Source organism: Alteromonas sp. KUL42, assembly GCF_006538325.1.
In the GTDB taxonomy this organism is placed as follows: domain Bacteria; phylum Pseudomonadota; class Gammaproteobacteria; order Enterobacterales; family Alteromonadaceae; genus Alteromonas.
Window position 1 is genome coordinate 128,529 of record NZ_BJKK01000011.1, and the last position, 10,568, is coordinate 139,096.

Annotated in this window: 7 protein-coding genes; 4 read left to right on the top strand and 3 right to left on the bottom strand. The window is 44.9% G+C overall.

The genetic code is table 11. From position 1 onward, the window contains the following. Both EYR97_RS22500 and EYR97_RS15120 read left to right on the top strand, forming a co-directional pair. Positions 1-816 carry an ATP-binding cassette domain-containing protein gene (locus EYR97_RS22500; protein WP_242635045.1) on the top strand — a complete coding sequence of 272 codons (816 nt, stop codon included), beginning with the start codon at positions 1-3 and terminating at the stop codon, positions 814-816. A gap of 66 nt (positions 817-882) precedes the next feature. Continuing rightward, on the top strand, positions 883-2,496 hold the full coding sequence (locus EYR97_RS15120) for an ATP-binding cassette domain-containing protein (protein ID WP_131094493.1): 1,614 nt from the start codon (positions 883-885) through the stop codon (positions 2,494-2,496). 37 nt (positions 2,497-2,533) lie between these two features. Here the strand turns inward: EYR97_RS15120 and EYR97_RS15125 are convergent, their stop codons facing one another. Genes EYR97_RS15125 through EYR97_RS15135 form a run of 3 tightly spaced genes read right to left on the bottom strand, consistent with a single transcriptional unit; the run spans position 2,534 to position 6,485 of the window. Next, entirely contained in the window at positions 2,534-4,105 is a 1,572-nt protein-coding gene (locus EYR97_RS15125; RefSeq protein ID WP_131094494.1) for a sugar porter family MFS transporter, read from the bottom strand. Between the two features lies 1 nt (position 4,106). Continuing rightward, a complete protein-coding gene (locus EYR97_RS15130) occupies positions 4,107-5,108 on the bottom strand; it encodes a LacI family DNA-binding transcriptional regulator (protein ID WP_131094495.1) in 1,002 nt (333 codons plus the stop codon). 18 nt (positions 5,109-5,126) lie between these two features. After that, a complete protein-coding gene (locus tag EYR97_RS15135; protein ID WP_131094496.1) occupies positions 5,127-6,485 on the bottom strand; it encodes a GH1 family beta-glucosidase in 1,359 nt (452 codons plus the stop codon). Positions 6,486-6,692: 207 nt separating this feature from the next. Between EYR97_RS15135 and EYR97_RS15140 the strand changes: the two genes are divergently transcribed. Further along, positions 6,693-7,955: a sugar MFS transporter gene (locus EYR97_RS15140; RefSeq protein WP_404840973.1), complete on the top strand. Its 1,263-nt coding sequence runs from the start codon at positions 6,693-6,695 to the stop codon at positions 7,953-7,955. Between the two features lie 2 nt (positions 7,956-7,957). Then, positions 7,958-10,537 carry an exo 1,3/1,4-beta-D-glucan glucohydrolase gene (locus tag EYR97_RS15145; protein ID WP_131094497.1) on the top strand — a complete coding sequence of 860 codons (2,580 nt, stop codon included), beginning with the start codon at positions 7,958-7,960 and terminating at the stop codon, positions 10,535-10,537. Positions 10,538-10,568 lie beyond the last annotated feature (31 nt).

Here is a 10,568-nt window from a genome sequence, read left to right on the forward strand (position 1 = left end):
TTGCTTGGTGAAATTACAATTGGACCTGCGATAACCTTGCAGCAAGGTTTATGGGTTTTGCTTGTAGTGCCGCTTCTGTTGAGCGAAATGAAAAAGCTTGGACAGGTTTATCACCAAAAAGCGCAGGCGCAGGCTGCGCAAGACGTTCTTGCTCCCTTATTTTTAATTAACGACGTAGACAGTAGGTTTACTCATACCGATACAGTATTTAGTCAATTTTGTGCAAGGGATATGCATGTATTTGAGCACGATCATGCATCAAATGACGCTGATGCCAGCAATAAGGGATGTCTGCTTAGTGCGCCATCACTGACTCTCAACAAAGGCGACCATGTTCTACTTAGCGGCCGTTCTGGTAGTGGAAAGAGCTTACTATTAGAAGCACTAGGAGGGCAAAGGCCGTCTACCCATTCGCTTAACACTCGCGTGGCATGGCTAACTCAACAGCCTGTGATTTTACCTGGCACAGTGCGAGAAAATTTGTGTTTAGACAGCCAATTTAATGACAAGCAATTAAAAGAGGTATTGAGCCGTGTGGAGCTTTTACCGTGGCTGCATAACTTGCCTTTTGGCTTAGATACAGAAATGTCTGATTACCCTCCATTATCTGGTGGAGAAGCTCAGCGTCTTTCATTAGCTCGAGTGCTTTTGCGCAATGACGACGTGTGGTTATTAGATGAGCCTACTGCGCACTTGTCTGATAGCCAACACCATCGACTTGCTAGTCTTATTTATACCCTAAGTAAAATAAAACAGTGGTATGGGCATCGCATAAAGCACTTCCTGCCGAATGGTTTAACGGCTTTTGGGAAGTGAAGAATGGCACTGTTTTGATTACCTCATGTGCCTCAAGTGTTTTAACCGCAGCGAGTGTTAATCACTATGAGTAACGAAAGCATCAAAAACAATGCCGTAAAGCCAGCTTGTATCACGCTAATTCTAGCACTGCTCCACGGCGCAACTGGGCTATGTATTTTGGTAATTTCAAGTTGGTTTATTGCCATTAGTGCCGTAGCGCCTATTGGCTTCAACTATGTTATTCCTGCCGTTGTTATTCGTGGGTTAGCGTTACTTCGCATTGCATCTGGCTATGCCAGCATGTGGGTAGGCCATCACGATTTATTAGCGCGTATATCTCAAACTCGCTTGGGTATATTTAATCAGCTTCAGAACAGTTTAATTGCTGATAAGGCGACATCAACAGAGGCGTTGGCAACTCATACTGAGGAACTGGCGAGCAAATGGATTTCGTGGGTAGCGCCCTTGTCGACAGTAACTACGCTTTTTACCGCCAGTTGCGTCCTAGCTCTGTGGTTTGCACTGCCGAGTGCTTGGTTGTTATGTGTGTTATTTGTTGTATGGCTTGTGCTTTTAGTGTGGCAAGCTCTAGGGGCATTAGCTGAGGCACAAAAAAGCACGGCGTTGTCATCACAATTTCGTAAGGAAGCAAACCATTTCCTGAATGCAAGCGCGATATGGCACCTTAACGAAAAAGGCCATGTGCGACAACGTGCGCCTAGCGCAAAAGCGTTGTGGACAATGCAGCTTGCACAACAAAAGCGCGCCTTAAGAGCAAGCTGGTGGTTTCAAGGTGTTGCTTTCATTATGGTTATACTCGCGATGAGCGGTATAAGTGTGTGGCTTGCGCCAATTGCAGCTTCAGCTACGCTGTTTGTACCTATCGCGCTTATCATTCCAATGGTGTTGCTAGCAGCGCCCGACTGGGCAGCAAGCGCGTTTAACGCCATAAGCAAGTATGCGCATTTTAAGCAAAGTCAATATGCAATCAATACACTAAGTGCTGTGCCGGTTACACCACTTCGACATGTTGATGTCGAAAAGGGTATCGACCTTAATGCGCTATCTATCAGTGGCCGCGAACTTGCGCCACTTACTGCTCAATTGCCAGCGAAAGGTGTTGTATTAATTAAAGGTCCATCGGGCTGTGGCAAGTCATCATTTCTACAAGCCATTGCAGGGTTAGTACCTTCACATGGGCAAAGAGTGGTTGATGGTTTTTGTTTACCCCAAGGCTTGGTTTTAAATTGGTTATATGTAGAGCAATCGCCTATTGTGCTGTCAGGAAGTGTTCGTATGAACCTTGACCCTGCCGGACAAGGTATCACGGATGCCGCTATGCATAAGGTGCTTGAGCAACTCGACTTGCATGCGCTTCAAAATACATCAATGTGGATTGGTAAAGCGGGTAGGCCTTTATCTGGTGGTGAGTGCAAGCGCTTGGCATTAGCGAGAGCACTGTTAGCTGCACCAAGTGTTCTTCTAGTTGATGAACCATTTGAAGGTTTAGATAGTGCATCACAAGAAAAGGTCTGTAATACGCTTAATTCAGCGGCACAAGATAGGCTAGTAATTGTGGCAAGCCATTTATTCCCCAAATCACTTGAGATAACCAGCACAGCTTCTTTAGAAGTAAATGACGATGATGTTCAAACACCAGCAAAGTCAAAAAACGAAGTGCACGTGAAAGGAAGTTAGTGAACCGATCTTCGTCACTTTGTTACAGGTGCTTTCATCACTTCGTTGCGGGAGCCAACTCTTCGGCAATTTGCTCCAGCGTCCTTCCTTTGGTTTCAGGGAATAGCTTAACAACCAATATCAAGCTGATTAGCGCAAATGCACCGTATATGGCAAATGTAGTGGCGGCACCTAAATTCATTAGTTCCCAAGGGAATACTAATTGAACCAAGAAGCTGGTGAGTGAATTAACAACCCCAACTAATGAGATAGCTAACGCGCGAGCTTGGTTTGGAAATATTTCTGCTAGCATGGCCCACATAACAGGCCCTAATGACATGGCAAACGAGGCGACAAAGGCAATAATACCAAATAAAACCAGGGGCGCATTCATAGTGATGCTGCTATTGAGCAGTTGCTGTTGAAGCGAGTCGTACTCAACTTCGGTTAAGTTATCGCGCAGGGATTGTTTGAAAGCGACATCGGAATAGAATGTTTCATTTTCAATTGTCGTAAGTTTAGCTGCTACCCTATTGTCGGTTATTCTTAACTCGGCAATATCTTCACTATCTAATTGATAGGTGGCTTGTTTAAAGCCATATGCACATACCGACATGCTAAGGATAACCCCACAAAGACCTATAATTAGTAACGGCTTTCTGCCCCATTTGTCGATGGTGAGCATAGCGACAACGGTGAATGCAACATTTACTAACCCAATCCAAACGGCTTGCATGAAAGCTGCATCAGTACCTACGCCACTTTGTTCAAAAATAGTTGGCGCATAAAAGAATATAACGTTGATGCCAGTAATTTGCTGAGCGATAGCGAGGATCACGCCAATCATAAGGGGGTAACGCATAGATTTTGCTACAACAAAGCCTAAACGTTCCTTAAGTGGCCAGCTTCTCTCTTCAAGTGAAGACTGGATGTCGCTAAGTTGTGCCTTGGCCTGATGTTCATCGAACAGGCTTTTGACCGTGCGCTCTGCTTCATCGACTTTACCTTTTAGCATTAACCAACGTGGGCTGCGCGGTACAGTAAAAAGCAAGCTTAGCCACAAAAGTGCCGGTATAGCTTCAAGGCCAAGCATGTAACGCCATGTTTGGGTATCTATGCTTAGTTCTTTTACCCAGCTCAGTTCACTTGCGCTGAGCTGTAAAAAGTAATAATTGCTGAAGTAGGAAAGGGCGAAACCGAATACAATATTTAATTGGTTTACCGATACCATTTTGCCCCGGTTTTCAGGGGCACTGATTTCTGAAATATAAACAGGTGCGATTATTAATGAACAAAATGCCACGCCACCGATAAATCTAGCCAATACCAACAGGGCGTAACTTGGCGCCAGTGCAGAACATATGGACGAAATAAGGTAGAGTGAAGCAACTATGATAAGGGCTTTGCGCCTACCTATGGCATCACTGACTGCACCTGCGAACAGCATTGCAATCAGAGCTCCCAAGGTTGGCGAGCTAACAACAAATCCTTGTTGCCAGTCGTTTAATCCAAACTCGACATCAATAAAGCCGATGGCGCCTGAGATAACACTGGCGTCAAAGCCAAATATAAAGCCTCCTAACGAGACAATCAGTGTGTAGTATAACGACGGCGACAGGGCTTTATTCATATTATAGTTTGCCTAATGTGTCTCTATTTATGATTTCAGGTACAAAGAGGTGCTCGATGGCCATTGAACTCTTTATATTGTAGACATGCTGCAACACCCAGTGTGCAGCCATTTCTCCCATAGCATGTATGGGGTTATTAATAGTAGTGAGCTTAGGGTAAAGATAGCGGGAAAACAGCACATTATCGAATCCAATAATTGACAGTTGCGAAGGTATATCGAACCCCGCTTCTCTTGCAGCTGTCATAGCCCCTGAGGCCATTTCATCATTCGCACAAACTAAAGCAGTCAATTTGCTGAAGTGAGTCTGCATGTATTGCATCCCCTCTTGACCAGACGACTCGTGGAAATCGCCTTCAAATAGCGAACTGGCTTCGAACTCAATACCGGCTTCAGCTAACGCACGCTTGTGACCAGCTAAACGGTCACTGGCATCCTTTTTAAATAATGGGCCGCTGATGTAACCTATATTTCTGTGGCCTTGCTTGATAGCTGCGTGGGTAGCGAGGTATCCACCTTGTTCGTTATCTACAACAAAGCAATTGTCATCTAGGTTGTCGACTTTTCTGTTTATAATGACAACCGGCAACTTGCTGTCGACAAGCTTGCGAAGATAGTCATCTGAAACGGCTTCTGCGTGCAATATAAGCGCATCGCAACGTCGGCTTTTGAGAAACTCAATGGCTTCATGCTCTCTATCTACGTTAACGTGCCCTGCGGTGATAATAACGTGCTTGCCATTTTGCTTGAGTACTTGTTCTACTGTACTCATGAGGTCGCCAAAGTATGAACCGTGCAGTTCTGAAACCAATAGGCCCACACTGTTGGTGCGATTAGAGGCGAGTGATTGGGCAATAGCATTGGGCTGGTAGCCCAATGATGCCATAGCATCTTCTACCTTTTTACGGGTACGCTCACTGACTTTGGCATTACCGTTCATCACTCGTGATACGGTCGCAAGCGAAACGCCTGCTGCTTCTGATACTTCGTAAATTGTTGCCATACGATTAGCTAACTTTCCTTATTTTATACCGCTAATGTACCCATTAATTCTGCTCTTAACCAGTTCTGCGTATGCATTACCGCTTTGTTTTATTGTTCTTTTTTGTGTTTCATAGTCAACGTATACAATACCAAATCGTTTGGAGTAACCGAGCGCCCATTCAAAATTGTCCATCAGACTCCATGCGAAGTAGCCCTTAATATCCACGCCTTTTTCTATTGCGTCATGCACAGCGTTTAAGTGTGAATGGAAATAAGCAGTACGATCGTTATCGAGCACTTCACCATCAATTAATTCATCATCCATGGCCGCACCATTTTCAGTGATATAAATAGGTGGGAGGGTATAACGATGATGAAGGTCGACAAGAAGTTCTGTAAACGCATCAGGGGTAATTTCCCAACCCATTGCGGTTAGGTTTGTGTCAGTCGGGGGAACTACTTCAAACCATCCACTGGCGTCTGCGCGATAAACGGTACGTGTGTAATAGTTAATACCTAAATAATCGATGGGTTGAGAAATAATTTCCATGTCGCCTTCGGCAACAACAGGGCGTTCATCTTGAGCTAGTTGCTCTATTACCGCTGGGTATTGACCATCTAAAATAGGTTTTAAGTACCACTGGTTATGGTATTCGTCGGCCCACTTTGTTGCTGTTTTATCTGCGTCAGAATTGCTAGCAGCATGGCAAGTGCTGAAGTTAAGCACTATGCCGTGTAAGCTATTTGGGCAAATTTCACGTAAACTTTTTAGTGCTAATCCGTGTGCCAGCAACAGGTGGTGTGCTGCTTTTCTGCCATTTGCGACGCCGGTTTTACCTGGAGCATGAATGCCTGTTTCATAGCCTAAATATGCTGAACAAAAGGGTTCGTTTAAGGTTGCATAAGCATGGACTTTTTCCCCCAGCGCTTGCGCAACAATACGGGCGTATTTCTCAAATGCGTAAGCCGTCTTGCGGTTTAACCAGCCACCTTCGTCTTCAAGGTATTGGGGTAAATCCCAGTGATATAGGGTCACAAATACTTTCATATTGCGACTAACAAGCTCATCCACTAGGTTGATGTAAAAGCGCATGCCTATGCCATTAACGCTGCCATCCGCATTCATTACACGGGGCCAAGAAATAGACAATCGATATGCATCAACACCGAGGGAGTCTACAAGTGCAATATCCTGCTTCCAGTTCGCAATGTGTTCACAGGCAATATCACCGTTAGTTCCGTCTTCAATAGTGTGCGGTTGTGAACAAAATGTATCCCAGATGCAGTCTAACCTGCCTTTTCTGTCTCCTTCAATTTGAAAGCTAGATGTAGCCACACCGTACAAAAAATCCTTTGATAGCATAAAGGAATTATCGGGGAGGTTGATCTTTTGCATCTTTCTGTAGTCCTGGTGTTAACAAATAATTTAAATTCGCAGTGAATTCATATTTAGCGAAATAACATGATTTTTACATTGAACTTGACGGCGCTTCATGTAATTATCACTTAAATGTAAGCGCTTACAAAATATTGTCAAGCAAAATGTAAGCGCTTTCAAATGTAAATTTAACATTAATAGAAAAAATAGCAATAGAGGTTAGACGTGGACACAACAGCGCAACCCAATACGACAACAGTTAATACCGTATCCGCGAATGGCGGGTATAGATTTGCACTCATCTCTTTGACCACGTTGTTCTTTATGTGGGGCTTTATTACCTGCTTGAATGACATCCTAATACCTTATTTGAAAGGTGCATTTAACCTAACGTTTACACAAGCAATGCTGATTCAGTTTTGCTTTTTTAGTGCTTATTTTGTGGTGTCACTGCCGGCTGGTATGGTGGTGTCGCGCATCGGGTATCAAAAAGGAATCGTACTTGGTTTGGGCATAGCGTGCTTAGGGTGTGTGTTGTTTTACCCTGCTGCATCCAGCCAAATCTACGGCATCTTTCTGCTCGCTTTGTTCGTGTTGGCGTCGGGAATCACCATATTACAAGTGTCTGCGAACCCTTATGTTACTGCATTAGGCGACCCCAAGACGGCGTCTTCTCGTCTTACTATGACTCAGGCTTTCAATTCATTAGGCACCACGGTAGCGCCATTTTTTGGCTCCTACCTTATTTACGGCGCAGCTGGCGAACACAGTGTAGCTACAGCGTCTGCGTCAGATGTTCAGGTGCCTTACATAATTCTTGCTGCCGCATTACTCCTACTTGCACTTATGTTTTTATTCTTAAAGCTGCCATCACTTAATCATACCAGTTCTAATACGGGAGTTTTTAAAGGCGGTGCATGGCAGCACCCGCATTTGGTGTTAGGTGCCGTTGGTATTTTTATGTATGTCGGCGCAGAAGTGGCTATTGGAAGTATGCTTGTAAATTATCTTGCGAGCCCTTCGGTAGCAGGCTTAACCGAGGCTAAAGCATCTAAGCTACTTGCGTATTATTGGGGCGGCGCTATGGTCGGTCGCTTCATTGGTGCTTTGGTAATGCAGAAAGTTTCAGCTGGCATTGTACTGGCCTTCAATGCATGTATGGCGATTGTGCTAATAATGGTGTCGATATCTAGCACGGGTGATGTTGCACTTTATAGTGTGTTGGCTGTTGGACTATTCAATTCAATCATGTTCCCCACCATTTTTAGTCTTGCGTTACAACAACTTGGAAAGGACACGCCTCAGGGTTCAGGTATTTTGTGTCTGGCCATTGTTGGTGGCGCAATCATTCCGCTTTTACAAGGCGTTATTGCTGATGGTATCGGTGTAACACTTTCGTTTTTACTTCCGGCTTCTTGTTACCTTTTTATTGCCTATTACGGGCTGGTGGGTAGCCGTGTACATCAATCTAACTCGAATAAGGAATAACAATGCGAAAAAAGTATATCGCTAAAGTTGTTGCTGGCGCACTAGTCGGTGTGATGTCAAGCACCATGATCACTGGTTGCAATTCACCGAATTCATCACTGGAACAGCGTGCTTCATCCAGTGACGTTGCAAACGAGAACGATATGAACAAGGCGGCGAAAATTTGGCCAAAGCTGGATATTGAAGTTAAAGCTGATCCGGCGGTTGAAGCTAAAGTGTCTGACATTATGTCAACCATGACCCTAAAGCAAAAAATTGCGCAAATGATTCAACCTGAAATTCGCAATATCACAGTGGATGATATGCGCAAATATGGGTTTGGGTCCTACCTAAATGGTGGTGGCGCTTTTCCCAATAATAATAAACATGCAACGCCAGAAGATTGGGTTGCACTTGCCGAAGCGCTTTATCAAGCGTCTATTGACGATACCCTTGATGGTTCAACGATTCCCACCATGTGGGGAACAGATGCGGTACACGGTCACAATAATGTGATTGGCGCCACGCTGTTTCCCCACAACATAGGCCTTGGTGCAGCGAACAACCCTGAACTGATGGAAAGCATCGCGCATATTACCGCCAAAGAAGTGATGGCCACTGGCATTGATTGGGTATTCGCACCGACTGTGGCTGTAGTACGCGATGATAGATGGGGTAGGACTTACGAGAGTTACTCTGAAGACCCTGCCATTGTACGCGAATACGCAGCGTCTGTAGTAAAGGGCCTGCAAGGTGCGGCCAATAAAGATTTTTTGAGTGATCAACGGGTAATAAGCACGGTGAAGCACTTTGTTGGTGATGGTGGAACCGTGGGGGGCGATGACCAAGGTGACAACATCGCATCTGAGCAAGAGCTGTTTGATATTCACGCGCAAGGCTATGTTGGGGGCTTAACTGCTGGTGCACAGTCAGTAATGGCGTCGTTTAATAGTTGGCACGGCGAAAAGCTCCACGGTCATAAATACTTACTGACTGATGTTTTAAAAGAGCAAATGGGCTTTGACGGCTTTGTTGTTGGCGATTGGAATGGCCATGGACAAGTTGCTGGCTGCAACAATGAAGACTGCGCCCAAGCAATTAACGCGGGCTTAGATATTTTTATGGTACCTAACGATTGGAAAGCGCTATTTGATAATACGTTAGCCCAAGTAGAAAATGGCACTATTCCTATGGCTCGTATTGACGATGCAGTTCGCCGTATTTTACGGGTGAAAGTGCGCGCAGGATTGTTTGAAAAGCCAAGTCCAGCGAACCGTCCTCTATCAGGCGATCGTACGCTTATCGGTAAAGAGAGTCATCGAGAGGTGGCGAGACAAGCTGTGAAAGAGTCTCTCGTACTATTAAAGAACAAAGGGAAAACTTTACCGCTTGATGCCAAAGCGCGAATTTTAGTTGCCGGTGATGCTGCTGACAATATTGGTAAGCAATCGGGGGGGTGGAGTATCACATGGCAAGGTACAAACAATACCAATGATGATTTTCCAGGTGGTACATCAATTTTCGACGGCATCAATGAACACGTGACTGAAGCCGGTGGTAAAGTTGTTCTTTCTGTCGACGGTGAATTCCAAGAAAAGCCTGATGTTGCCATTGTAGTATTTGGTGAAGAGCCTTATGCAGAAGGTCATGGTGATAGAGAAACGCTTATTTATCAACAGGGTAATAAGCGTGACTTGGCGCTCCTTGAGAAGCTGAAGCAAAAAGGTATACCTGTTGTGTCGGTATTCATTAGCGGTAGACCAATGTGGGTGAATGCTGAATTAAACGCGTCTGATGCTTTTGTAGCGGCATGGCTACCTGGCTCTGAAGGCGCAGCAGTGGCCGACGTGCTATTCGGTAAGCAAGATTTTAAAGGTAAACTGCCCTTTTCTTGGCCGGCTACGCCGCAGCAAATCGTGAATATAGGTGATGATGACTATGCGCCCCTATTACCTTATGGCTTTGGGCTTACCTTTGACGCTAAAAATACGTTGGATGATAGTTTAGATACATCAATACCTACTAATGACGATGCGCAGCAAGTGGTGAGTATCCTAAGTGGCGCTGTGCAGGCACCTTGGGAGTTATGGCTATACTCTGGTAACACGTCCATGGCAGTTAATGCTAGCACGCATACCGTTGGCGCAATAACTTACAGAACGGTGGATAAAGAAGTACAGGAAGATGCACGCAAAGTAACATTTGATGGCAGTGAGTATGCGGCCATGCGCTTTGCGAGCAAAAGCTATTTCCGCGAAGATTTAAGCGCACAATTACTCAACGATACCGTACTGACTTTTAATGTGAGTCGCCATTCTGCTATGACTTCACCGGTGTTACTTTCTATGAATTGTGAAGGTGAGGGGGATGAGGCTGGTAGTTGTTCAGCACGCATTGATATTAGTGAGCAGTTAAATGCACTACCGCAAGACACCTGGTCTAATGTGAGCATTGATTTACAGTGTTTTGTTGATGCAGGTATCGATTTTAGTGGTGTTGTTGTGCCATTTGAAATGGGGTCAGCAGGTAAGGTGAGTTTGAGTGTTGCTGATATTCAGTTTGCACCGAAAGCAGACCGTGGTGTGGAACTTCCTTGTAACTAGCTGTTTAGCGAAAACTTTTAGTTAAAAACGC